23 protein-coding genes are annotated in these 25,340 nt (G+C 45.6%); 6 read left to right on the plus strand and 17 right to left on the minus strand.

Annotated features, from left to right (window positions below):
* Window positions 1-20 precede the first annotated feature (20 nt).
* Entirely contained in the window at window positions 21-227 is a 207-nt protein-coding gene (locus BS617_RS10045) for a hypothetical protein (protein WP_075172673.1), read from the minus strand.
* Between the two features lie 150 nt (window positions 228-377).
* Between BS617_RS10045 and ptsP the strand changes: the two genes are divergently transcribed.
* On the plus strand, window positions 378-2,627 hold the full coding sequence (ptsP, locus tag BS617_RS10050; protein WP_075172674.1) for a phosphoenolpyruvate--protein phosphotransferase: 2,250 nt from the start codon (window positions 378-380) through the stop codon (window positions 2,625-2,627).
* A 176-nt stretch (window positions 2,628-2,803) separates the two neighbouring features.
* On the plus strand, window positions 2,804-3,610 hold the full coding sequence (locus BS617_RS10055) for a response regulator (protein WP_075172675.1): 807 nt from the start codon (window positions 2,804-2,806) through the stop codon (window positions 3,608-3,610).
* Between the two features lie 107 nt (window positions 3,611-3,717).
* Here the strand turns inward: BS617_RS10055 and BS617_RS10060 are convergent, their stop codons facing one another.
* From BS617_RS10060 to BS617_RS10090, 7 genes are all read right to left on the minus strand, one after another.
* Window positions 3,718-5,511, minus strand: a complete 1,794-nt coding sequence (locus BS617_RS10060; protein WP_075172676.1) for a methyl-accepting chemotaxis protein — start codon at window positions 5,509-5,511, stop codon at window positions 3,718-3,720.
* 222 nt (window positions 5,512-5,733) lie between these two features.
* Window positions 5,734-6,471 (minus strand): M48 family metallopeptidase, encoded by a 738-nt coding sequence (locus tag BS617_RS10065; protein ID WP_075172677.1) that lies wholly within the window; start codon window positions 6,469-6,471, stop codon window positions 5,734-5,736.
* Between the two features lie 71 nt (window positions 6,472-6,542).
* Window positions 6,543-8,576, minus strand: a complete 2,034-nt coding sequence (locus tag BS617_RS10070) for a transglutaminase TgpA family protein (RefSeq protein WP_075172678.1) — start codon at window positions 8,574-8,576, stop codon at window positions 6,543-6,545.
* Window positions 8,576-9,511, minus strand: coding sequence for a DUF58 domain-containing protein (locus BS617_RS10075; protein WP_083609996.1), 936 nt, complete (start codon window positions 9,509-9,511; stop codon window positions 8,576-8,578). Before BS617_RS10075 ends, BS617_RS10070 begins: the two co-directional genes overlap by 1 nt.
* Window positions 9,512-9,522: 11 nt before the next feature.
* Window positions 9,523-10,437 carry an AAA family ATPase gene (locus BS617_RS10080; protein ID WP_075172679.1) on the minus strand — a complete coding sequence of 305 codons (915 nt, stop codon included), beginning with the start codon at window positions 10,435-10,437 and terminating at the stop codon, window positions 9,523-9,525.
* Between the two features lie 134 nt (window positions 10,438-10,571).
* Window positions 10,572-11,054: a peptidylprolyl isomerase gene (gene slyD / locus BS617_RS10085; protein WP_075172680.1), complete on the minus strand. Its 483-nt coding sequence runs from the start codon at window positions 11,052-11,054 to the stop codon at window positions 10,572-10,574.
* A 134-nt stretch (window positions 11,055-11,188) separates the two neighbouring features.
* The gene (locus BS617_RS10090; protein ID WP_075172681.1) at window positions 11,189-12,163 is read right to left on the minus strand and encodes a hypothetical protein; all 975 of its coding nucleotides are present in this window, start codon (window positions 12,161-12,163) and stop codon (window positions 11,189-11,191) included.
* Window positions 12,164-12,368: 205 nt separating this feature from the next.
* Here BS617_RS10090 and BS617_RS10095 point away from each other — a divergent pair, with 205 nt between their 5' ends.
* A complete protein-coding gene (locus BS617_RS10095) occupies window positions 12,369-12,587 on the plus strand; it encodes a hypothetical protein (RefSeq protein WP_075172682.1) in 219 nt (72 codons plus the stop codon).
* A gap of 116 nt (window positions 12,588-12,703) precedes the next feature.
* On the opposite strand, the gene BS617_RS10100 is transcribed toward BS617_RS10095, so the two are convergent.
* Together BS617_RS10100 and bamJ are read right to left on the minus strand one after the other, a co-directional pair.
* Complete coding sequence (locus tag BS617_RS10100; protein ID WP_075172683.1) at window positions 12,704-13,993, minus strand: M18 family aminopeptidase; 1,290 nt, start codon at window positions 13,991-13,993, stop codon at window positions 12,704-12,706.
* Window positions 13,994-13,997: 4 nt separating this feature from the next.
* Window positions 13,998-14,552 carry a BamJ family beta-barrel-assembly machinery protein gene (gene bamJ / locus BS617_RS10105; RefSeq protein WP_075172684.1) on the minus strand — a complete coding sequence of 185 codons (555 nt, stop codon included), beginning with the start codon at window positions 14,550-14,552 and terminating at the stop codon, window positions 13,998-14,000.
* A 166-nt stretch (window positions 14,553-14,718) separates the two neighbouring features.
* Between bamJ and BS617_RS10110 the strand changes: the two genes are divergently transcribed.
* From BS617_RS10110 to rpsA, 3 genes are all read left to right on the plus strand, one after another.
* Window positions 14,719-16,794 (plus strand): carboxy terminal-processing peptidase, encoded by a 2,076-nt coding sequence (locus BS617_RS10110; protein WP_075172685.1) that lies wholly within the window; start codon window positions 14,719-14,721, stop codon window positions 16,792-16,794.
* 26 nt (window positions 16,795-16,820) lie between these two features.
* A complete protein-coding gene (locus BS617_RS10115; protein ID WP_075172686.1) occupies window positions 16,821-17,639 on the plus strand; it encodes a hypothetical protein in 819 nt (272 codons plus the stop codon).
* 208 nt (window positions 17,640-17,847) lie between these two features.
* A complete protein-coding gene (gene rpsA, locus BS617_RS10120; protein ID WP_075172687.1) occupies window positions 17,848-19,530 on the plus strand; it encodes a 30S ribosomal protein S1 in 1,683 nt (560 codons plus the stop codon).
* Window positions 19,531-19,647: 117 nt separating this feature from the next.
* On the opposite strand, the gene BS617_RS10125 is transcribed toward rpsA, so the two are convergent.
* The 7 genes from BS617_RS10125 to BS617_RS10155 all read right to left on the minus strand — a co-directional run bounded on the left by BS617_RS10125 (window position 19,648) and on the right by BS617_RS10155 (window position 25,271).
* Entirely contained in the window at window positions 19,648-20,088 is a 441-nt protein-coding gene (locus BS617_RS10125) for a YcgN family cysteine cluster protein (RefSeq protein ID WP_075172688.1), read from the minus strand.
* Window positions 20,088-20,375, minus strand: coding sequence for a YcgL domain-containing protein (locus BS617_RS10130; protein ID WP_075172689.1), 288 nt, complete (start codon window positions 20,373-20,375; stop codon window positions 20,088-20,090). Before BS617_RS10130 ends, BS617_RS10125 begins: the two co-directional genes overlap by 1 nt.
* Before the next feature lie 8 nt (window positions 20,376-20,383).
* A complete protein-coding gene (gene rnd, locus BS617_RS10135; RefSeq protein WP_075172690.1) occupies window positions 20,384-21,556 on the minus strand; it encodes a ribonuclease D in 1,173 nt (390 codons plus the stop codon).
* A gap of 8 nt (window positions 21,557-21,564) precedes the next feature.
* The gene (gene recR, locus BS617_RS10140) at window positions 21,565-22,161 is read right to left on the minus strand and encodes a recombination mediator RecR (protein ID WP_075172691.1); all 597 of its coding nucleotides are present in this window, start codon (window positions 22,159-22,161) and stop codon (window positions 21,565-21,567) included.
* A 3-nt stretch (window positions 22,162-22,164) separates the two neighbouring features.
* A complete protein-coding gene (locus BS617_RS10145) occupies window positions 22,165-22,491 on the minus strand; it encodes a YbaB/EbfC family nucleoid-associated protein (RefSeq protein WP_075172692.1) in 327 nt (108 codons plus the stop codon).
* Between the two features lie 45 nt (window positions 22,492-22,536).
* A complete protein-coding gene (gene dnaX, locus BS617_RS10150) occupies window positions 22,537-24,633 on the minus strand; it encodes a DNA polymerase III subunit gamma/tau (RefSeq protein WP_075172693.1) in 2,097 nt (698 codons plus the stop codon).
* 113 nt (window positions 24,634-24,746) lie between these two features.
* Window positions 24,747-25,271 (minus strand): DUF411 domain-containing protein, encoded by a 525-nt coding sequence (locus BS617_RS10155; RefSeq protein WP_075172694.1) that lies wholly within the window; start codon window positions 25,269-25,271, stop codon window positions 24,747-24,749.
* Window positions 25,272-25,340: the final 69 nt, after the last annotated feature.

The raw sequence follows: 25,340 nt of genomic DNA on the forward strand, positions 1-25,340 counted from the left end.
TGGTATGTAACAGCGTGATGCTAGGACGGCGGACTATCCACGCTCGGTGTGGGAGACTCTACAAAGTGATAGCCTTCTTCTTGTGACCAAAAGTCTTTGCCCTGCTCAACACGAATAACGCCCGCAAAACGATCTTGTAAATAAACGACCGCATCTTCTAATGTATCTATATCGCAAAGCATTACACCGCCGCGGTCGTTTTCTGTCGTAAATAAATAACTTTTCATGTCCGCGTTAACCTTTTATAACTCAATAAATACAATCGAATTCTGCAACTTATTTTACTGAAACTTGCTACTTTCAGCCATTGGTAAATCCTTGTTTTGTGTGCGAATATGAAACTTACGTGAACGATTCTTCTTAGCAGGCCACCGCCCATGCAGCATTCGCTAACCACCTTAACGACTCTGGTCCAAGAAATCTCTGGGGCTGAAAACGCCATGAGCGCCATGCAAGTTATTGTCGCGCGCCTAAGCCACATCATGGAAGTACCGGTGTGCAGCTTGTACCTTAAGTCACCTACACGCTCTAAGCTAATATTAGCGGCAACCCAGGGCCTTGCCGAATCTTCCATAGGAAAAATCAAACTGAGTATAGACGAAGGCTTAGTTGGCACCATCGCCGCTACGAAGCATACGTTAAACTTAGCGAATGCTCCCGCGCATGAAAAGTATGCGTTTTTCCCACAAGCACAAGAAACCCCGTACCGCCAATTTATGGGGGTTCCGCTCATTCACCTACGCCAGCTCATTGGTGTACTTGTAGTTCAAGGCACAGCTAAGAAGCCTTTTTCACAAGAAGCTGAAGCATTTTTAGTGACCATCGCCTCTCAGCTAGCTGGCACCTTATACAATATTCAGAAATCTGGCGAGTGGATCACTACACGTAAGCCCAAAAGGCTTTTCAAACGCTACTCAGGTATTGCAGGCTCTGCTGGGATTGGCATAGGTGAGTTAACACCGCTGCATACGCATATCGATCTTAAACAAGCGCCCGAAATGCAAGGGGCGGGAATTTCAAAAGAACGTAAACAATTCGACAGCGCTCTAGACTCTGTTCGGGATGATCTTGACTTAGGCGCTAACCGAATTGAGAAAGAGCTGCCTGAAGATATCCTATCGCTCTTTGGCGTTTATCGAATGATGCTCGAAAGCCCTGAGTTACTTGATAGTACGCGGGATTTAATTGCTCAAGGCTGCAGTGCTCAGTGGGCCGTTCGAGAAACAGCGCTCAAGTTAGCGAGCTCTTTTGAGCAAGCTGACGACCCATATTTGAAGGCTCGCGGGGAAGATGTGCGTAACATCGCCATTAAACTCATGACCCAAATGGCCCGCAAAGAACAAACCGAATCACCCGACAAAACAACGCCTGTAATTTTGGCGGGTGAGCTCATTAGTATTGCCGATTTATCAGCGTATCCATCGGATCAAATCCAAGGGATTGTATGCCGGTCAGGCTCAGCTTTATCGCATACGTCAATCGTTGCAAACGCGCTAGGTATTCCTGCCATAATGGGCGTATCTGACCTAGATATAAAACGCTACAAGGGTAAACAAATCGTCATCGACGCAGGCCGCGGTGAGATTATTATTGCACCGCCTGAAGAGATGGTCGCTGAATACCAGCGAATCAAAGATACAGAGCAGCAATTCAACCAATCGCTGGCTGGTCTAAAAGACTTACCTGCCGTCACGACTGACGATTTCCACGTCAGCTTATTCACCAATACCGGTTTATTGGCTGACGTCTCGCCAGGATTGCGTAATGGTGCCGAAGGTATTGGGCTTTACCGCTCTGAGATCCCTTTTATGATCCACGATAATTTCCCAACAGAAGAGGAACAATACCTCGTCTATAAAGAGGTTATCGATGCCTACAGCCCTCGTCCAGTATCAATGCGAACGCTTGATATTGGTGGTGACAAACAGCTGCCTTACTTTGATTTCAAAGAAGAAAACCCTTATTTAGGGTGGCGCGGTATCCGCTTCACACTCGACAACACCACACTACAAGTCACTCAATTGAGGGCTATGGTCAGGGCTGCGCATGGGCGCGAGAACTTAAAAATCTTGATCCCTATGGTTAGCCGGATAGATGAAGTCAAAACGATTAAGGAGCTGCTTAATCAGGTCATCTCTGAACTCGTTGCCGAAGGTAAACAAGCCATCATGCCCAAGCTAGGCATTATGATTGAAGTGCCATCAGTTCTCTTGCTCTTAGATAAAATAGCGCCCTATATCGACTTCGTTTCCATCGGTTCTAACGATTTAACTCAATACTTGTTAGCCGTCGATCGTAACAATCCCAAAGTATCGCGGCTGTTTGACAACCTCAACCCTGCGGTCTTAAGTGCTTTGTATTTCATTCGTAAAAAGTGTGCAGCCTTACAGCTGCCGGTTTCATTATGTGGTGAAATGGCGGCAGATCCTGCGTCTGTACTTTTATTAGTCGCTATGGGGTTTGATCGCTTGAGCTTAAGCGCACATCGAATCCCTAAAATTAAGTGGCTTATCCGCAATATTAGCCGCGCCGACGCTAAAAAACTGCTCGCTAAAGTAGAGTCTGCTGAAGATGAGAGCGAAATACGTAAAGTGCTCAACAAGAAACTGAAAGAGCTAGGCCTGTAAACAATTAATTTTGATAGCTTTTATAATCGTCTCAAGAAATCAACAACTTGGACGATATATAAATCTATTAGCTCGTTTTCATTAAAACTGTTAAAACATCGACATTCACAGCAGAATTTCGAATCGGTGTTAAACTGATTAAGCAAGACAGCAACATCTAATATTAGAGACCGATTATGAATTACGAAGATCTTTTTGTACTGGTCATCGAACCATCAAAAGTACAAAGGACCATTATTGTTAATCATCTTAAAAGTTTTGGTATTCATAAAATCGATGAATACGATGGTGCTGCACAAGCATTAGAGGGCATGCAGACTCAACTACCTGACTTGGTAGTTTCATCTATGCACCTCCCTGATATGACTGGAACTGATGTTGTAACACTGATGCGCAAAGATGAGCAATTGGCGCACATAACTTTTTTATTAATCTCGTCTGAAACGCATTACCGGTACTTAGAGCCAATACGTCAATCTGGGGCTATTGCAATCTTGCCTAAACCCTTTAGCCGTAAAGACCTACTTTCTGCATTGCAAAGCACACTGCTCTACCTATCGGATCAAGACACAGAAGCCAGCTATACCGAAGAAGAGTTTGAGGAACTACGTATTCTAGTCGTAGATGACAGCAAACTCTCACGCAACTATGTATGTAAAATTTTACGTAATATAGGTGTAGAAACTATTCTAGAAGCCAACGATGGCAATGAGGCGATTTCTCAAGTCGAAAACCAAGCATTTGACCTCATAATCACCGACTACAACATGCCTAATTTAGACGGCCGAGAAATGGTCGAAAAAATCAGACAAAATAGCGACCAAGCAAGCGTCCCTATTATTATGATCACATCCGAGCAAAACCCAGAGCAGCTAACCGCTATTCAAAAATCCGGAGTATCCGCTTTGTGTTCAAAGCCTCTTTCCTATGAGATGGCCAAACGCATTATTGAGCGGCTTGTGCTAGATAAAAACGATTATTAACGCCCCTTTATTCAATTAAATACGAAAAAAGCCGGCTCGTTTAAGAGCCGGCTTTTTTGTGTTTCACTAGCATTATTCGCGTTCTAAATGCCTACAACAATAGCTTATCACTCGCTTAAAAGGGCATCCGGATTAAAGCCCATGATCAATGCCCCCCAATGCTGCCCATTCACATATAAAGGAATAGAAAGATCATTAAGCACTTCACCCGTATCTCGTATAAACGTCTGCAGCAAAAACGGGCTAGTGTGGGAGGCCCTGCGCTGCTCAGCTCTATTGCCATCAAATTTACGGCGATGACGACTTTTCAAGTTATCCACCTCAAAATTGCCGGTCATTGCGTTGGATACTTTTGTGTGATGCGCTGCTGCATAGCCATTTCTATCTACGGCTATGGCATAAATAAACTCTGACCGCTCAGCGATAAAGCTATCAAACAGAGGACGCATCACCCCTTCATAAGCCGAGGCATAAGACACGTCAAACTTCTCGGGCAATTGCTGCGGGTTGAGTCGTTTGTAATTCGTATCAAATATGTTCTGCCCAGAATCGGCTAGCTGCTGTAGTGTCTGTTGCGTTTTCTGCGCCCAGCCCCGTCCGGCCTGAATCATACTTTCAAAACCGCCATAACCGATAATAAAGCGAGAAAGCAGCTCTTGCGTTTCCTCAGTAGCCACTTCAAGATCAGATGAGTGCTTCTGTGACTCCCTCATTTCATTATCAATATCACGAGCGATAGAGGTGATTTCAGTTACATGGCCATGAGATTGTTTATTACTATAAGAAAGCTCATCAATTGCCGCACTAATGCCTGACAACTCCCCATTGACCGCCTCAAAGTCTTTAACCAAACTCATAAACTGTGAGTTTGTATTCTCAATAAAGCCCTCTGTGTTATGCACATACTCCCGGATATTATCAGCACGAGAGCGAGTGTATTCCATGAGGCTCCCCATTTGGCTGATGTTCTTATCTATTTCACTGGTCGCGACGCTCACTTTTTGTGACAGTGTACGAACTTCATCGGCCACCACTGCAAACCCTCGCCCTGCATCACCGGCTCTTGCCGCCTCAATGGACGCGTTAAGGGCTAGCAAGTTTGTCTGGTCAGAGAAGTCTTGAACCATAGATAAAATTTTAGTGATGTTGTCCGAGTTATCATTCAACTGCTGAACCGTATCTTGGAAATTAGTTACCAGTTCGCTTATTGACCTAACTTGATCCTGAACTTTCATTAACTCATCACTAGAACGGCGTACGTCAGTCATGTTTGAACTATTCTGTTCACTGATACGCATAGTTGTGGCGGCCACTTCTTGTACAGCCTGAGAGGCTTCCTGGCTTGACTGGAAGACAAGCTGGGCCTGCTCTTCTTGTTTGGTAACCGATTGGCTGGCCTGGGAAAGTACCTTCTGCATTTTGGTGGCGCACAAAGCAACACTCACCGTGCGACGTCGAGATTCCGAAATCATTTTTTTAAGGCGCGAAGAAAATTCATTATAGTTACGAGCCATGTCACGAATTTCATCGTAGGTAAACTCGGGCAACGTAACGGAAATGTCCCCATCGTTGTCTTTAATTTGCTTTAATACGCCAGTTATTGCTTTGATTGGCCTTAAAAATAAATGCCGCATAAAAAAGATAGTGAACACAGCGGCTGCTACCGCAAACCCAATCGTCACCAGCCCCCACGTCATGAAGCTGTCGATTTGCCCAACTAAACTCATACGTAATGGATTAGCTAACTCAGCGCTGACCAATAAAGACTTCATTTCATTTACATAATGCCAACCGATCAGCAACATGACGAAATGAGGAGATAATAAAAAAATAACATTACCGACTATTTTCTTAGTTAACGAGTTAAAAAACGTGCGCTCAACCGATGCGTATAAACTCATAATAAATCCTGAAAGTTGTGATGGGTATCTAGCTACTTCAGTAAAGCCGAGGAAAGGACGTTATCAATGTAGCCGTTATTTTTATGGTTACTTGTTCCATCGGCTTAACATTGAAAAAGTGTAGTTTAAAAGGCGCCTTTTTCTAGGCGTCACGGCAAAACAAGACCAAAGCACTAACTGGTATGACCTAAATCAAATATTTTGGGGCATCAATATTGAAAATCACCAAAGCAACCAAGATGATCGATCTTGAAAAAACTGCTTCCACTGACGGTATTCGGGACAAAACTTAGCCACATTTTCCCAAAATGCTGGAGAATGGTTAAACTCAACTAGGTGAGCAAGTTCATGAATAATGACGTAATCAATCGCCTCTTCCGGGGCCATAATGAGCCGCCAATTTAAAGCTATTTCCCCTTTCGATGAACAGCGCCCCCACATACGTCTGAAATTGGCTGTTTTTACGCAATGGGGAGTAAGCTGCATCTGCCCTGCCCAAAAATGAGTACGCTGTTGAAAAAACAGCTCGGCTTGCTCATGCAACCATGCCTTCAGGATCAAAACAGCCGCCTCTTCAGGGGCTTTTTTTACCCGCGTGCTAATCAATGCATCAACCCCCTCATCGGTTAGCTCAACATATGACTTAGCCACCGGCGCAACCGAGAAACTGAAGTGTAAAGACTGGCCTCTTAGCAGCACGCGGCTTTGTTCAACAGGGTCAGGCAAATGCAGCCTCATTTGCTCACACTGATTGGTTAAGTGCTTTTCTATCCATTCAATTCGCGATTGGATAAAGCTTAGCACCCATGCTCTGGATGTTCTTAGCGGAACACGCACTAGCAACTCACCGTGGCGAATTTCCAACGCTGCTGTTTTTCGTCGGCTAAATCGCACATCAGGCTCGTATGGTTCACCATTAACCATAATTGTGATGGGCTGTTTAAGCACGCGCGCGTTCATATAAAATATGGTACGTCCTTGAGTGTGTGATTCAAACACATGATGAATAAAGATGATGCAGTTAACTGTTGCTACCGTTTAGCAGACAAACGCTTTGCACCACGGTAAAAGTGTCGATAGGCAAAAGTATACGTTTTTTGCAGGGGTGACGCCGTTTTACCTTGAGGCAAATATTCTAAGCGCTCGTAAGCAGTTAACCATGCTGGCGCAACAGCTGCCAACTCGGGGTAATAAGCCACAACCCGCTCTAAATAGCGGCGCAATGTTTCCTCTTTTTTACGCCGTAAGCGTCCGTCCTTTTGCTCTAGAAGACGTGACACCTTTTCAATATCGCGACTCCTAGCGTTTAGGTAGTGATCTTTTTTACGTAATAACCACCATAGCGTTACCGCAAGAAACACACTAACAGGCAGGACAACCAAGGCGATTAACGCAAGACGATTTTTACCGCTCAGCCAATCACTCAACAGTAATTGTTGTGTTTCATGATACCCCAAAATCCACCTGTGCCAACGATAGTTAACCGCATCATAGCGTAATCGCAAGTCCCCTACCCACGACCAACGCTTTTCCCAACGAATGAGAGATGCAGCAGAGTCAGCCGCAAAATTTGTATCGTCGCCAAAAAGTTGGTCGAAAGATTGCTCAATACGCTCAGGAGCAACAAAGGCTGTCGGGTCTAATCGAATCCACCCTTCTCCCTGCTGCCAATACTCGACCCACGCATGCGCCTCAAATTGGCGAACCAACATATATGACTCGTAGGCATTCCACTCACCACCTTGGTATCCCCCAACCAATCGCGCTGGAATACCCGCTAGGCGCAACATATAAGCGGTGGCCGATGCGAAATGCTCACAAAAACCAGCTTGTGTATCGAACAGAAAAGCATCTTGCTGATCGGCGACTAATACAGGTGGCGATAGGGTGTAACGAAACGAACGATTAAATAAATTGTAAATCTGCTCAATAATTTCGGAATGACTCAAACGCTGTTCACGCCACTGAGCCACCAATGCACGCGTCTTAGGATTCCCACCATTGGGCACCGCGGTATAACGTTCAGCCCATTTGAGCTCTGTTTGAAAGAAACGGTCACTTACTACACTACTTGCCTGATACGTAAAGCGGTTGTCCAAGGGTTTAATTGCGCGTGTGGTTTTATTGCTAGCCAGCTGTATTTGCTCACCACTCACCTGTGTGGGGTAGTCCAATAAAAATAACCATGGGTTAGCTGATGGCTCCGCTATCACTTGGTACTGATAGCGATTTTCTGACCTAGTTCCACTGGGCGCAACGGTGGCTTCACGTCGTAAAAAATCATCCATAAACCACTGTTCACCGTCAAAGCGGCTCAACGTCATGGCCCGCCAATAACGATCTTGACGCGGCGGGGGCTGGTCTCCTTCAAAAGACACTCGAAAGGCGACAGCGTCTGAGCGGGTTAAACGCCCCACTTGACCGGGCGATATACTCTCCGAAAGCCCAGTTTTAGCAGCACCATTTTTATATTCCACGCTCCACAAAGGACCTATCCGGGGAAACACAACGAAGAGAACAATCATCATCGGAAGTGATTGGACCAATAGCGCGCTACTGCGTCTTAGCGGCTTAACAAAAGCGGCATTAAAGGGCTGTTTTTTGTATTCGCCAGACGAGTGCATCGAAACCAACGCACAAAAGATGACCACTATAGATATCAAACCCAATAAAGCCGATAACATGGTTTGGTTAAACAAAAAACTCACGGCGGTAGCAAAGCAACTAGCGAGCACTAGTACCCAACCATCGCGCCTAGTTCTAGTTTCCAAAAGCTTTAACATAGAGCCTGTCACCAGCAAGGTGGACAAACCGGCAAGCCCATCGGCAGAAATAGCTGAGGCAAGCGTGGCGATTACCACAATAGCCATCACAAGATGCTTCATCAGTGCAGAGATCGGCTTCACTTTTTGCTGTAGCACTAACCAAGACCAAGCCAGCGTCATAACCGAAAAAATAATTGACCAAAGTGGCAACTGGGGCACATGCGCAATACTCATCACTGCCACCATAATGACCAGCCAGCAACCGGCATAAAAAGGCAAAGGAACCAAAGTCTTTTTCATTACTGTTCCTTCCCTTCATACAGAGCCAAGCACGTTAGCACTGCATGCATATGCTCGTCACCCTGGTTTATTTCCACGCGCGCACCAGGTATTTGCAAACCAAAAGATAGATTTTGACGGCTAAGTTCAACGGCCCAATATGCCAGACGGGACAGGCGAGCTTCCCTTGTCAGCTCGGGCCACAAGGCCCAATGTAACCAGATATTATCTTGTGATTCTCGCTCAAAGTTTAATGAATGTAACCCCTGCCCTTTGGCGTAAACTTTCCAAGCAATACGGCTAATCGACTCACCCGTTTCATAACTTTTTAGCGCGTCTAGGTTCTCATCGGAGCGCCCACTACCCGTATCATCGAGGATTCCCGATGTCAGAGATTGAATGTCGCCGCCTTGAATTGGCCGAGGGTAAACTAATATTTTCTGATCGATACGAACACGGCTCCATGACTTTAAAAGACCAAATGGATAAACCGTGGATATCACTAAAAGCCCCGGTTCCAACCAGCCTCGCCAACGAGTAGAGCGAGATATAACAACGGTTACGGGGTTGCTCACAGGGACATCAGTCGTTTGAAATGCTTCACGCAAAAATCCAATCGATAATTGCTGCTGGTCTCGAACCGATGCTAAGACAACGGATACATGAGCATTTTGTCCTGCGAACACAGGCATGACAGCACCTGTATTAATGTGTAAGCCCGATAAGTTTGAAAAAGTATGCAATATCGCTGTAATCAGCATTGAAACCATCAAAAAGCAGACAGCATAAGCGAGGTTATTCTGATAATTGATACCTAACAATAAAACCGCACAGGCAACGATTAAATATCCAATGCCCGCTTTTGTGGGCAAGATATAGATGCGATTCTGTGTAAGTTTAATATTGTTGCTGGCAGGGAATCGTTGATCCAACCATTGTTGTAAATGCTTTTTCAAAAAACGACCCTTTACTGAAGAACATCGACTTGAGACAAAAGCTCTGTAGCTGGATCTTTACCGGTACCTAACTCAGTACGAACCAGCAGACGGTGAGACACAACACTCGGAAATACGGCTTGTATATCATCAGGTAGCAAATAGTCACGACCACTCAAAAATGCCCATGCTTTAGCCGATTGGATTACTGCCAATGCTCCTCGTGGAGATAAGCCTAAACTGATGAAATCTGATTGACGAGAGGCTTCAGCCAACCGTTGTACATAATTTACCACCGCATCGGATAACGATACCTGATCGCACGCCTGCTGCAGTGCTAACAAGTCCTCCGCCAACAAACAGGCAGGTAAAGCAGCAATGTCATGCCGAGTATCGCCGTGCATTAATAAACGGCGCTCCGTCTCTGCGTCGGGGTACCCCATAGAAAGCCTCATTAAAAAGCGGTCTAACTGTGATTCAGGCAAGGGGTAAGTGCCTAATTGGGTGATTGGGTTTTGTGTGGCGATCACAAAAAAAGGCGACGGTAGTTCGCGGGTAGTTCCATCGAGAGAGACTTGGCGCTCTTCCATTGCTTCTAACAACGCACTCTGTGTTTTTGCTGTAGCGCGATTCACCTCATCGGCCAACAACAATTGCGTGAAAACCGGGCCTGCGTGAAACCGAAAAGTACCTGTGCCAGGCTCAAACACCATACTCCCCAACACATCTGCAGGCAGTAAGTCACTTGTAAACTGCACACGACGGTAGTCCAACCCAAAAACATGCGCAAGAGTATGCGCTAAAGTCGTTTTGCCCATTCCTGGCAGATCTTCTAACAACAAATGGCCTTTAGCTAACAGGCAAGTTACTGCTAGTTTTACCGTATGTTCTTTACCGTAAATAACTGACGATATAGTTTCAATCGCTTGCATTACGCGATCTTGCATTCCCTACTCCTTACAGGTGGACTAAAAGTATAGTTTATACAGCTCAGACATTAAGTATCGGCCAATCACTCAATTTTAAGACAAAAAAAACGCAGCCACTTTTCAGTGCTGCGTTTTTAAAGCTATTGCTTAGCTTAGTGGTGGTGACCACCTTCGCCATGCGCATGACCATGAGTCATTTCTTCTTCTGTTGCATCGCGAATTTCAACGATTTCAACAGCAAAAGTGAGATCTTGGCCCGCTAATGGATGGTTACCATCCAATGTTACGCCGTCTTCTTCAACCTTTACCACTGTAACTGGCTGCTCGCCCCACGGGGCTTGCGCCATAAACTGCATGCCAACTTGCAAGTCTTCTACGCCTTGAAAGTTTTCATGCGGTACTTTTTGTACCAGCTCTTCACGTAACGGCCCATAACCTTCTTCAGCGGTCACTTGCACATCAAGTTTATCGCCTACTGCTTTACCCACTAATGCGTTCTCTAAACCGGGAACGATGTTGCTAGCTCCATGCAGATAAGCTAATGGAGCCTGACCAACAGATGAGTCAAGTGTCTCGCCTGCGCTGTTAGTCAGAGTGTAATGGATTGAGACAACGGATTTGTCAGCAACCTGCATGAGAATCTCCCATATCAATGTCTATTTGCTTCACTGAAAGGGTCCGAATCAGTTAGCAAACCAACAAAACCCAAAACCTGACAGAACGTGGTCGACATCCTAACCTGCACAGTTTAAAAAAACTACCGGATCGCTTATTTACGTACAAAACTTTGTGTATTTGTATCAAAGCGCCAACAACCCGGTGATTGCAATCTAACACCCCCAACCCATCGGTGAATCACGTGTTCATCTAGCCAATCCAACTCCCCAGCCAAAACAGCCCTGCCCGCATCAGTAATTGCTAAACGGCGTTCATTAAAGTTATCGGCATGTTGATATAAGCCTGGCAGCTCAAAACGTGCTTGATCATCACAGGTCATGAGTGGCTGCGCGGATTCAGTCATTGCCTGTAGAATTCGCCAAAAACTCGCATCCCCCATAAAAGGAACGGCTTCTTTAAGACGAACGTTGCCAAATAATTCATACGGTGCAGCTGACACACTGTCGGCTAATACAGTTAACGCATGTCGCTCAGTTAACGATATGCCTTGCTGATCAGGATACTCATGTTTAAGCCGTTCAATACCTGCTTTAAGGAACGGAAGCCTGGTGTCAAATGCAGCAATTGACTCTAAGCTACGAGGATTTAAAGCCGTAAAAGCGACCCATGCCTGATAAGCCTGCTGAATATCATCCTGTGTCGCTTGTCGACGATTAGAAAACGCTTCGGTAACTGCTGCGGCGGGTGTATCAGGGCTTAAATGCTGATCAATAAACACGAGTTCGGGCTTTGCTTTGTCCGCACCTTCTGTCGCATACCATGCCAATACCTGCATCATATGCAGTTGATCGTATAACTCATGGGTTACCCACAGCACAACATCACCGGTGTTTGCTGCACTTAAAAAAACAGCGTCACGGGTCTGAAAGTGAAACTGAGCCTCCATATTCGTTGCCCAACCGCAATCAGCAATAAAACTCGCTCTCACCATCGACATTTCTTCTAATGTCAGGTTGCCAGGTACAGGGCCTTCGTGCAGCACATCCGACCATGCCAGTTGCCCGCCCTCAATATCCAGCTCTCGAATACGCTGAGAAGCAAAATCACCATTTGTAATATGTAGCATAGAATTTCCGTTAGTAAATTGATGTAAACGCCGACCGCCAGCCCCTTTTCTTGTCCATCTCAAGAAGATGAGCAATCACACAAGTAGCGAGACATTACAATCAAAAAAATGAATCGCGATCAAAAATAGGAATAAGTCCTATTTTTTCACGTATTAATTTCTACTAATATATTTTTTAGTTTGAAACCAGCAAGGATGCTATCCCATGTCAACTACATGCCCCGAGTGCAATAAATTAATTGATCAACACAACAAGCCTGCACATCAGCAATTAAACCTAATCAGCAAAATTCCGGGCAGTCATCTTTTTAAATGTAAAGCGTGTGACAGCTACCTGCACTTCCACGAGAACATGTGGGAAATGCTTTTAGAAGGCTTTTACAACACTGACAATCAATCTGCTCAGACTCAAAGAGTGGCCTAGCTCACACTCAACAGATCTAGAGATACCCGTCAGAAGTACATCTCACATTTAATCGACGTACTTTCGCTGTTGTGTAATGGGCTTAATCCTTTGAGGAACACAAGCCCATTTGCTTATTACACATTTTCTAATCGATAGAATGCTTTAAAGATCTCTATAGTATCCATCACGTCTGAAGTACCTGCCATTTCGCGAATAGAGTGCATGGCAAACTGTGGCACACCGATATCGATCGTTTTAACCCCTATTTCAGCCGAAGTGATTGGCCCTATCGTACTGCCGCATGCCATATCCGAGCGTACCACGAACTCCTGCACATTGGCCCCAACAGCTTGTGCTAACAAACGGAACTGAGAACTGGTCACGTCTGTTGTTGCGTAACGCTGGTTGGCGTTAATCTTAATCACGGGCCCTTTGTTCAACAAAGGGCCATGGTTAGCATCATGCTTATCTGCAAAGTTAGGATGGATTCCATGGGCGTTATCAGCGGAAATCATCATAGACCGCGCTAACATCCGGCTCCGGTCTTCACTCTTTACTACTAAACGCTCCAACAGGTGCTCCAACATTGGACCTTGCGCACCAACGGCACTCATACTGCCGACTTCCTCATGATCATTACAGACCAACAACATGCCCTCGTCGCTATTCCCGTTGATAAGCGCTGTTAGCCCCATGTAGCAGCTCAGCAAGTTATCTAAGCGAGCCGACACCAAAAACGCTTCGTCCAAACCAATCAAAGCAGCTGACTGCGTATCATAAAAGCTCAATTCATAGTTTAAGACTTCACTCACTGAATGCCCGCCCTCCTCTAACTGCGTTTTGAGCAAGGCCCTAAAATCGGCTTTCTCATCCGATTGTCCTAGTATAGGTGGCAGGAATGTTTGTGCATTAATGGCACGCCCACTGTTTGCTTCACGGTCCAGATGAATGGCTAAACTTGGAATAATGGCGATGGGTCTCTCAAAATTGATCAGCGCAGCGTCCAGTTCGCCTTCAGTATTTTTAAAGCTCACACGGCCGGCAATAGAAAGATCACGATCAAACCATGGCGCTAATAATACACCGCCATAAACCTCAACTCCCAATTGAGAATAGCCGTGACGATGCATCTCTGGATTAGGCTTAACCCGCAGACACGGTGAATCAGTATGTGCACCAACCATACGAAAACCAGAATCCACTAAAGAGCGTGTGGTTGGCATTGTCCAAGCTATAATAGACGAACCATTCCGTTGGGTGTAATAGCGACCGCCTGCTTTAACATTCCATGTATCACGCTCGTTTAAGTACTCAAACCCAGCAGACTCAAGACGTGTACTCATGGCGGCCACTGCATGAAACGGTGTTGGCGATTCATTTAAAAAGCGGATCAAACTCTCTAACGGTGCATTGGATTGGTTCATCTTACTATCCTTCTATAGAACGGCCGTCGTGTGATTGAATATCGAGTAACTCAACGGTAAAAATCAAAACAGAATTAGCAGGAATATCGGTTGATGGGCTTGTCGCTCCATATGCCAAATCTGCTGGAACATATAACTCCCATTGATCGCCCACATGCATTTTGATTAACGCTTGCTGCCATCCCCTTATCACTTTATTCACGGGAAAAACGGAAGGTTCTCCTCGCTGGGCTGTACCATCAAATATAAAACCATCAATTCGTCGCCCTTGATAATGAACGACAACAGCCTGATCAAACGATGGAGATACGTGACCATCACCCGTTTTCAAAATGCGATACTGCAAACCAGATGGCATTTCGATAATGCCATCTCGTTCCTTGTTTTCTGCTAAAAAAGCATCCCCTTGTTTACGCGTATCATCATTGACCGCTTTATCAACCAAAGACTGTCTAAATGCCTCTCGTTGGCGCTCTTCTTGTGCATCACTGCAGCCCACCAGTAACACGCAAGCGCAGAAAACAGCACCTAAATGCTTAAATACAGTGCGTTTTTTCATCAATTCTAAATCCTAATGGTGATCCTACGTTACAAAACAAACGTAATAAGGTATTGATTTTACATTAACCAAGCCGATAGCTACACTCACAGTGCAGGTTAGAGGGAACAACTAACGCAACTGCCTGTCTTAATTCACATGAAACGGAACCGGAAGTAGAGTTGTTATGAAGATCACATTACGTTCATCGTTAATTGCTTTGGCACTAGCGCCAACCTTGGCTTTTGCCAACGCAGAGTTGACGGCCTTACAACCGGAAAAAGTCCACGCCAAAACGATTCAAGAAATTACGGCTCGTCTAACGGCTGGGCATTACAACAAAGTTACCATCGATGATGCCCTCTCTGAAGAAATCCTCTCTAAGTATTTAGATGCACTTGACCCTGCCCGCAGTTACTTTTACCAATCAGATATTGATGAGTTTTCGGCATACAAAGACCAATTAGACGACAGCATCATCAAAGGCGACTTGCACCCTGCGTATATTATCTTCAACCGTATACAACAACGCATTAACGAACGCCTAGAAAAAGTAATTGCTCGCCTTGAAGACCCAACGCCCTTTAATTTTGAGTTAGATGAATCAATAGACACCGACCGCTCCAATGATCCGTGGATAGCGACAGAGCAAGACATGGATGATTTATGGCGCAAACGCATTAAAAGCGGCCTGCTCAACCTAGTTCTAGCCGACAAAACCGAAGCCCAAGCGCGCGAAACGCTTCTTAAGCGTTACAAAAACCAACAAGCGCGTTTATCGCAAACCAAAAGTGAAGACGTATTTCAGCGCTTTGCCAACATCTTTACAGAACACTTTGATCCGCATACCTCTTACTTTTCGCCACGAGGCAGCGAAAACTTTAAGATCAACATGAGTTTGTCGCTCGAAGGCATTGGTGCCGTGCTTCAGAGTGAAAATGAAAATACCAAAGTGGTTCGTTTAGTGCCTGCTGGGCCTGCTGATAAGAACGGTCAGTTAAAACCAGCCGACGTTATCGTGGGTGTAGGCCAAGGTAAAACAGGAGAGATAGAAGACGTTGTAGGGTGGCGTTTAGACGACGTGGTTGATCTCATTCGTGGTCCAAAAGGATCAACCGTCCGTTTAGAAATCATCCCCTCTGATGGCGAAGACAAAACGATTCGCAAAGTAGTCTCCATCGAGCGCAACACCGTCAAACTAGAAGAACAAGCAGCACAAAAGCGCGTTCTCAACATAGAAGACCCTAAAGGTATTCCTCATAAGGTAGGCATCATCGACATACCTGCCTTCTATATTGATTTTGCTGCCCTCCAAAAAGGTGACCCTCAGTATAAAAGCACTACACGTGACGTAGAGAAACTAATTAACGAACTCAAAACCGAAAACATTGAAGGACTTGTCATTGACCTTCGAAACAACGGCGGTGGTTCATTGCGTGAAGCCAACGAACTAGTGGGACTCTTTATTGATCGAGGCCCGACAGTACAAATACGGGACCCTAATGGTCGAGTGGATATCATGGGTGATTTCAACCCTAAAGTCGCTTACGACGGCCCGCTCGCGGTAGTTGTTAATCGCCTTAGCGCATCGGCTTCTGAGATATTTGCCGGCGCAATTCAGGATTATGACCGAGGTGTTATTTTGGGCGGCCAAACCTTTGGTAAAGGCACAGTGCAAACTCTACAGCCACTTGAGCATGGCCAACTTAAGTTAACCCACGCTAAATTTTACCGAATCTCAGGGGAAAGCACCCAAAATAAAGGGGTTATACCCGATATCGAATTCCCGAGTCTCTACGATCCGACTGAAATCGGCGAGAGTGCGCTCGACGGCGCTTTACCATGGGACACTGTCAAACAAGCACGCCACGGCATTTATACAGACCTCCCTCCGGTAAAAAAAGAGCTTGTAACCTTGCATAACCAGCGTGTGAAAAGCCAACCCGACTTCAACTATATGCGCGAACAAATCGCTCGCGTTTTAGCGACCAAAGATGATGAGCTTTTACCGCTTAACAAAGAGCAACTAAAAGCTAAACGTGATGCTGCCGAACAATGGCAATTAGACGCAGAAAACCGCCGTCGACTCGCTAAAGGAGAAAAACCTATTAGCAAATTATCCGAAATTGACGATGAACTGCAAAAAGATAAGTCAGGACGACCAATAACGACAGAATCAGAGGCTATACTGGAAGAAAGTGCACGTATTTTATTAGACTTAGCTACTTTAGAGCAGTCATTTAAAACCGCATCTAACCAGTAATTTCGTTATTGAAGGCAACCGCTATTATGACCGATCAAGAAACTAGCCCAGCTGTAAAATCATCAAAAAAAGGGCTAGTGATCGGCATAATAACCCTTCTAGCTATCGTAATTGCTGCGATAGCCGGTTATTTTGCCTACACCAATATAACTCAACAAACTGCCATCAATGCAAAAGAGCTGGAGCAGTTTGGTTACCAAATGGTTGCCTCTTCACGGAGCTTTGAGTCAACCGGCGAACTCGGCGAGAAACAACTCCCATCGACCTTTGACGAAGGAAAGATCCCTCCAACTCAAAAAGTCATACGCGGCTTATTGAACGATAAAGACACTCTCATCCAAAATAATGAAGCGCTGCAACAAGAGATAGAATCGCTCAAAGCTCGTATTGCTGACTTAGAAGAGTACAAACAACTTAATGAACATTTTGCACCTAATCGCTTAGCGGATGAGCTCAACGAAGTTGAACGTCGCGTTAAAGCTTTTTTAATTCGAAGCTCAGATGCTGAACGCTTTAGCACGCTACAAATAGAAATTATGGCGGCGGCCAGTGCTGCTGAATATAAAGCTTACATTACAAGAAACCGTTTAATGCTTTCAGCCGACCAGAAGCAGCAAGTTATTAGCGATTATCTACCCGCTTACGCTTTTTGTGTAGGCGATGGTGTAGACATAGCGGCTAATTCCCCACAAGAAGAGCGCCTGCTAGCCACTTACTTCCGCACCGATGATGGAAGCATACTCCCCCAAGCCTTAGCGCAAGATCTATCGAGCGTTGTGGCCCCTTGTCAGCTGGCTATTCGCACACGTCTTGACAACAATTCTACCGACACAAGCCAGGGCTAAATTAGCTTTTTAAGGCTATCTGACATAGCACTACTTTATTTCTGTCAATTACTGTACAATACGCACACTAAATTCCAAGGCATCTCATTGTGCACCAGCCTTCACAATGTACTAGCCTTTATAACTGACCCTACAAGCTGGTGTTGTAGGACTGTGCCGGTCAAGCCACTTATTCCTCGGCTAGCTGGCCAAACTATAGGACACTTTCATGAGCGAAAGCTTTGCTGAACTGTTTGAAGAATCCCTTCAGAACGTAGACATGACTCCAGGTACACTTGTAACTGGTGAAGTTATTGATATCGATAGCGACTGGGTTACTGTTAACGCAGGCCTTAAATCTGAAGCGGTTATTCCTCGTTCTCAGTTCTTGAACGATGCCAACGAACTTGAAATCAAGATCGGCGACAGCGTTAAAGTATCTCTTGAAGCCGTTGAAGACGGTTTCGGTGAAACTAAACTATCTCGCGAAAAAGCTAAGCGTGCTGAAGCTTGGGAAATCTTACAAGCTAAGTTCGATGCAGAAGAGACAGTTAACGGTTTCATCAGCGGTAAAGTTAAAGGTGGTTTCACTGTTAGCATCAACAACATTCAAGGCTTCCTACCTGGTTCATTGGTAGATGTTCGCCCAGTACGTGATGTTGACCACCTTGAAGGCAAAGAACTTGAATTCAAACTGATCAAGCTAGACCAGAAGCGTAACAACGTTGTTGTTTCTCGTCGTGCTGTTCTTCAAGAAGCTAACAGCGCTCAGCGCGATGAAATTCTAGCTACGCTAGAAGAAGGCCAAGTAGTTAAAGGTTTCGTTAAGAACCTAACTAACTACGGTGCATTCATCGACCTAGGCGGTGTTGACGGCTTGCTACACATCACTGACATGGCGTGGAAGCGCATCTCTCACCCTAGCGAAATGCTAAACCCAGGTGACGAGATCTCTGTTAAGATCATCAAGTTTGACAAAGAAACTAGCCGTATCTCTCTAGGTCTTAAGCAGTTGTCTGAAGATCCATGGGAAGCTATCAAAAACCGTTACCCAGCAGGCACGAAGTGCAACGCGCGCATCACCAACCTGACTGATTACGGCTGCTTCGCATCAATCGAAGACGGCGTAGAAGGCTTAGTACACGTTTCTGAAATGTCTTGGACTAACAAAAACATCCACCCATCTAAAGTTGTTCAGATCGGTGAAGAAGTTGAAGTTATGATCTTAGACGTTGACGAAGAGCGTCGTCGTATTTCTCTAGGTATTAAACAGTGCACAATCAACCCATGGGTTGCTTTCGCTGAGCAATACGCTACTAACGATAAAGTATCTGGTCAGATCAAAACGATCACTGATTTCGGTATCTTTGTTGGCCTAGAAAACGACCTTGACGGTCTGGTTCACATGTCTGACATTACTTGGGAAGGCGATGCAGAAGCTGCATTACGTCAATTCAAGAAAGGTGACGAAGTTGAAGCGGTTATCCTGTCTATCGACGCAGAAAAAGAGCGTATCTCTTTGGGCGTTAAACAATTAGACAGCGATCCATTTGCTGAATACGCTGCTGCAAACGATAAAAACACTATCGTTAAAGGTACAGTTAAAGCTGTAGACGCTAAAGGCGCTACAATTGAACTGGCTGAAGGCATCGAAGGCTACCTGAAAGTTTCTGAGATCAGCGCTGAGCGCATCGAAGACGCAACTACTGCACTGAAAGAAGGCGAAGAAGTTGAAGCGAAGATCGTTAACATCGATCGTCGTAACCGCGCTATCGCTCTTTCTATCCGTGCTAAAGATCAGGCAGACGAAAAAGCAGCTATCGCCGCTGTTCGCAGTCAAGAAGTTGAAACCGCTGGTCCAACGACTATCGGTGATCTGATCAAAGCTCAAATGGCTAACCAAAACAACTAAGACGTGTTTTGAGTAACCACAAAAAAGGAGCGCTTAGCGCTCCTTTTTTAATGCCCTTTCTTTTAGTCTTAACACAAACGACATCTGATTAGCGCCGTTCGCTATCTACACTACCTATTAGTCAGCTAAAACATAATCAATCAGCTGGTCCTCACTGATTTCATTATCTTTCACTTCATAAATACTTAATACAGAGGCATTCGCCTTAATGACTGAATCATCACGCCCTGACAACAATGGATGCCATTCAGGTAAATCCTTCCCTTCATAAACAAGCCTATATGCACATGTCGGCGGTAACCAGTGAAACTCCGACACATCCTCAGGACGTAGCTTTACACAACTAGGCACTAACTCGGTACGCTTCTCGTATTGAGTGCAACGACAGTTATCATCCATGAGATGACACACTACCGTTGTATAAAATACTTCGTCCGTATCTTCGTCTTCTATTTTATGCAAACAACATAACGCACAACCGTCACATAAAGACTCCCACTCCATAGGAGTCATTTGCTCAAGTGTTTTACTACGCCAAAAGACTTCTTGGGCAACCACTAGCGCACACCTGACTCAGGCCGGCCTTTAAAAAGATCAAGCATGTAATCATCTTTAGGCGGCGGCATTTGCAAAAAATACCCTTTATCAGCAATACCTGCCAACACCTTTTGTACGTCCACACGAGCTAACTTTCGCCCTTCTTTCATTGGCATGTCCATCACGTGTATAGCAGTACCAAACATAGCCATTAGCTCTTCAGGGACAGCCGTTAGTACATCACGTTTATCTACATAGAGGTACATTTCATCTTTTTTAGAGCTTTTATAAATACTACAAATCAACATACAACACCCTACTGCTCAAATTGTTTGAGTTGAGCTAATAGCGCTTCACCTATCAACTCTCGACGCCACCCACATAGAGCGGGGGGCAACTGATATTCACCTGTAAGCTCCTTACTCCGCACCAGCGCGTCCAAATCCTTCTTACGCAATAGAATTTCCGGAGCTATACCACGCTTTTGAGCTACCGATCTCGATATTGCTTTGAGCTTTTTTAAGCGACTATTCCAAATTATAGGTAAAGGCCTATTGATCGGCTCTGCAGGGTTCTTTTCAGCACTGTCTTTCGCATTAGCCAAAATCTCTAAAATAGTATCGCCGTCTTCACGGATTATTTTAGACCGCATATCTGGTACTCGTGATAGCTCTAGCGAGTTACGTGGCCAACGCTCTATTAACGTAATCAACGTTTGGTTACGTAATATCCGGTTACGTGGCACATTACGCTTTCGGCTTTGTTGCTCACGCCAGCTAGTCAAGTCACGCAAGCCAGCTAGCTTATGAGGAGGCAGCCCCCACACTTGGCTAAAGCGCTGATAATATACGTGCCCTTCTGGATCCTTATCTATTACATTATCCAGTACATCTATCGACTCACTCATCAGCCAGTCTAATGAGCCTTTTTCTAGCAAAATAGTCGTTAACTGCTGACAAATCGCGGGCAAATATGCAACATCCAAGGCCGCATACACCTCTTGATCACGGCTAAGCGGACGACGTAACCAGTCCGATGTTGTCTCTCCTTTGCCCAGCTGCACCCCCAAGGCATGCTCAACCAAGCGCAACAACCCCATCGTAAAACCCCAACCCGCAAAAGCAGCTGCCAATTGCGTGTCAAAGATAGGGCTAGGTAAAGCACCTAACGTATGATTAAACAGCTCTAAGTCTTCACTGCCTGCATGAATAATTTTGAGCAAATCGGGTTTGTTAAAGACATTAACCAACGGCTCAAAATCAGTGACTTCTAATGGATCAATCAAGTAGCAACGCTGATCATCCGCGATTTGTATCAAACCGGGAATAGGATAAAAAGTATCTACACGCTGGAATTCGGTATCGAGTGCAATCATCGGTAACGACAGCCAATGATCGCAATAGGCGGCTAACTCTTCATTGGTTGTTACGTATACAGGATCATGAGCTGCCGCTTCTAATAACGACCAATCATAGGCTTTTTCGTTCATCGGCTCTCTCATAATAAGCGGCGGCCTGCTAGTGCATGCGCTAACGTGCCGCCATCGACATATTCTAACTCGCCGCCCACAGGCACCCCGTGCGCTATACGTGTTACTTTTACATCTGTACCTTTAAGCTGTTGAGCGATGTAATGTGCTGTTGCCTCCCCTTCAACAGTAGGGTTAGTCGCTAATATCATTTCTTTAACTTCGCCACTGCGCACACGCGCTAATAGCTCGTCGATCCCCAAATCTTCTGGCCCTATGCCATCAATTGGCGATAAATGACCGCCCAACACATAATACAACCCCGAAAAACCACTGGTTTGCTCGATAGCCATAACATCCATTGGGGATTCTAAGACACATAGCGTTGACTCATCCCGCTGAGAGGACGAGCACAAAGCACATATCTTGGCCTCACTGAGAGTATGACAACGTTCACAATGAGCCACGTTTTCAGCAGCCTGTTGCAACGCCTGCGACAACTCCATAGCGGCTTCACGGTCACGCTCTAATAAGTGAAACGCCATACGCTGCGCGGACTTAGGCCCAACACCCGGCAAGCAGCGTAAAGACGTTACCAACTGCTGAATAAGTGGACTTAATGACATAATTTAAAAAGGCATATTAAAGCCCGGTGGCATACCCATGCCGCCGGTAATTGAAGCCATTTTTTCTTTAGTGTGAGATTCAACTTTACGAACAGCATCGTTGACCGCTGCCGTAATCAAATCTTCTAAAATCTCTTTATCTTCTTCCATCAAGCTGTCATCGATAGAGACACGCTTAACATCGTGACGGCCATTCATCTGAACTTTAACAAGCCCCGCACCTGATTCGCCGGTGATTTCTGCCATAGCGATTTCAGCTTGCGCCTTTTGCAAATCTTCTTGCATTTTTTGGGCTTGCTTCATGATATTGCCCATTCCACCTTTCATCATTTTCAATCACCTTTTCTTGTCTATAGACTGGCTATCATAGGATATTTATAAGCCGTTCGTATCAATCGGAACAATAGAGTCGCGTATCACCACTCCTTGAAACTCTTCTACTAACGTTTGAACAACAAGATCTTGCTCAAAGGAGACTATCGCTTCTTCTAAACGCTCAGCCTTTTTCCGCGAAAAATATTGGCTGGGGGTCTCTCTTGTTTGCGTATTCTTAACAAATTTTACCTCAATAGAGGCATTAAAATAGTCCAAGATAGCATCTTGAATGCGTTCTTTATGAACACCACTAAGTAACGCTTCTTGGTCGGCTGTGTAATGATAAACCAGCTCAGCACTACCGACCTCTTCTAGCGATAACGTATTGGCCAAACTGGCTGTCATACCTGTCAAGCCTAACTGGCTTACGACTGAGACCCACAAATCGAGCGAAAATTCGTTGAATGCAATTTTCTTATCTAACGTTGCCGGCGGCATATCGGCTGTTTTGACGATGTGCGCTTCGGCTGATGAGTCTGGCGTTCCAATCGCGTTAGCAGCAGCGTCCATCATTGGTTGGCGCTGGGGTACAGCCACACTGGGTTGCTGAGAAGCAGCCACTACTGGTGCTTTATGCTCCGCAGGGGATACATTCTGCGAGAGTTGCTCACTCGCATTAGAAGGCTTTTTTGATGCGTAGTTCTCATCAGCCTCCTGAGCTGGAATATCACTTTCATCATAAAACGGCGGTGCTAAATCGGATGCTGAAGGAGCAGAAGGCTCTACCGGCGCGTTTATTCGTGATGGTACTGCTGTAACTGAAGGCTGGGAAGCCTCTTGCGGTTTATCTAACGGCTGCTCTTCCCATGGAGGCGTATCTTCAGTACGAGAGTTTGACGTCTCTGATGCTTGCATTGGTTCGACAGACTGCGCAGCGATAGGAGCTGATTCAGCTTGAGGCTCGACCGGTGCTGGTTGATCAGTTACCGGAGCTAACCCAGCAGGTGCTTCTTGGCTTTCTGTCGGTTTACTGTCTGAAGAGGGATTCAATGTTACCGGGCGCGCGGCCGTATCGGCTGGACGGAAAGCCAACATACGCAGCAACACCATTTCAAGACCTTCCCGTGCATCCGGCACATACGGTAAGTCTTTACGCCCCATCAATGCAATTTGATAAAACAGCTGCACATCTTCAGCGGTTAACTGGCCCGCTAATGTCGTGACCTGTTGTTGGTCTCCCATACTATTATCAACCGCTTCGGGGAGCGTTTGCGCGACAGCTACACGGTGCAGCAAGCTGATCATATCACCGAGGACAGTCATATAATCCGGAGAAAAACGAGACAACTCCGCTACCGAACTTAAAAGCAGCTTAGCATCATGCGCTACAAGCGCATCCAGCATACGGTACACCAAACGCTGATCAATCGTTCCGAGCATAGCTCGCACGTCGTTTTCGTTAACGCTTCCGGCACCGAACGCAATTGCTTGATCTGTCAAACTCAAAGCATCACGCATAGAGCCATCAGCCGAGCGCGCCAGTAACCATAATGCTGGATCTTCAAACGCAATTTGCTCTTCACCCAGAACAAACTGCAGATGGTGAACGATACGCTCAGGGATCAAGTTTTTAAGGTTGAACTGCAAGCAGCGCGACAAAATGGTTACTGGCAGTTTTTGTGGGTCGGTAGTGGCTAATAAAAACTTTACGTGTGGAGGCGGCTCTTCTAGTGTTTTTAACAGCGCATTGAAAGAGTGGCTGGATAACATATGTACTTCGTCTATGAGGTACACTTTAAAGCGCCCATGTGTCGGCGCATATTGAACGTTTTCGAGCAGCTCTCGGGTATCTTCTACTTTGGTTCGCGAAGCGGCATCAACTTCAATTAAATCAACAAAACGACCTTCGGCAATTTCACGACATGCACTACAGACGCCGCAAGGCTCAGAAGATACACCGGTCTCGCAGTTTAAAGACTTTGCAAATAGACGCGCTATTGATGTTTTACCTACACCACGCGTCCCTGTAAAGAGGTATGCATGATGCAACCGATCTTCATCCAACGCATTAACTAACGCCTTGAGAACATGTTCCTGCCCTACCATCTCGGTAAAACGTTTTGGACGCCATTTTCTTGCGAGTACCTGGTAACTCATAAACCGCTCATACCACACTAAAAATCAAACGCTAATGCTACCGATAACTGCTCTATATAGCTACCCAAAACAAGCGCGGCACTTGCGACCAACTCCCCTAATGGAGGGCTTAATTAATACTGCTGTGCCTGATCTTTTATCGTGGCATAAATCTGCGCTGAGCCATCCTTCATTAAGAGCAAAACGGGATACGGCGTAAATGTATTCGCCATTTCCATTCCGGGGCTTCCGGCAGGCATACCTGGCACCGACAACCCCAAAGCATTCGCGGGTGGGTTAGCTAAAAACTGAGAAATCAACTTGGCGGGTACATGGCCTTCGAAGACAAACCCCTGAGCATCAACAGCCGTATGGCACGAACGATACTTAGCGTCGATACCTAACTGGGACTTAGTATCAGCTAGGCTACTAGGGTGGTGTATTTGGGTTGAAAAATGACGTTCTTCGACGTGTGTAATCCATTCGGCACAGCAGCCACACGTTGGGCTCTTATAGACACTTAGAGCTACGGGTATCGTACCCACTTGATGGGTTGATTCAGGATTACCGAGGTTTTTGTCCTCTTGAGCATAAACACTCAATGTTAACAAAGTACAGGCGGTAACAAAGCACTTTAATGCACGCTCCAATTTTCGCATAATCTATCCTAACTCATTAATGAACTATACAGTGTTATAGCAAGCGCATTCGTTTTTAGCATCCACGTT

Source organism: Neptunomonas phycophila (assembly GCF_001922575.1).
GTDB classification, from domain to species: Bacteria; Pseudomonadota; Gammaproteobacteria; order Pseudomonadales; family Balneatricaceae; genus Neptunomonas; species Neptunomonas phycophila.